Source organism: Pseudoalteromonas sp. S3776 (assembly GCF_005886915.1).
GTDB lineage: Bacteria > Pseudomonadota > Gammaproteobacteria > Enterobacterales > Alteromonadaceae > Pseudoalteromonas.
On record NZ_PNCU01000090.1, the window covers coordinates 1 to 324 of the forward strand.

A 324-nucleotide genomic window follows, 5' to 3' on the forward strand; every position below is an offset into this window, starting at 1 on the left:
GTAGATACCATCTCTCATTTTAAGCTTCAAGGTCGTATTTAACTTTCTTGGAGCTTAAACACTTCTTGGTTTTTTATTACACCAAAACATATATGGATGAGCTTCCGCATATTTGCACACACAGCTTGCATCGGTGTTTTACCGTTATTTATTAATGTTAACTTGTGTCGTTTTATTCTTTTATTCCATTGCCCAGCGACAATGGCTGCCATGTAGAGTTTACAGCGAATTCTGGCTGGCCCAAGTTTACTGATTGATGTTCGCCCTTTTAATTTACCCGATTCATTGTGACGTGGGATTAACCCACAATAAGCTGCTGCTACT

General features: G+C 38.9%; 1 protein-coding gene. It reads right to left on the minus strand.

Annotated elements, in window-relative coordinates:
- Positions 1–38 precede the first annotated feature (38 nt).
- On the minus strand, positions 39–324 hold a 286-nt coding region (locus CWC16_RS19260), incomplete at its 5' end, for a transposase (protein WP_138542681.1).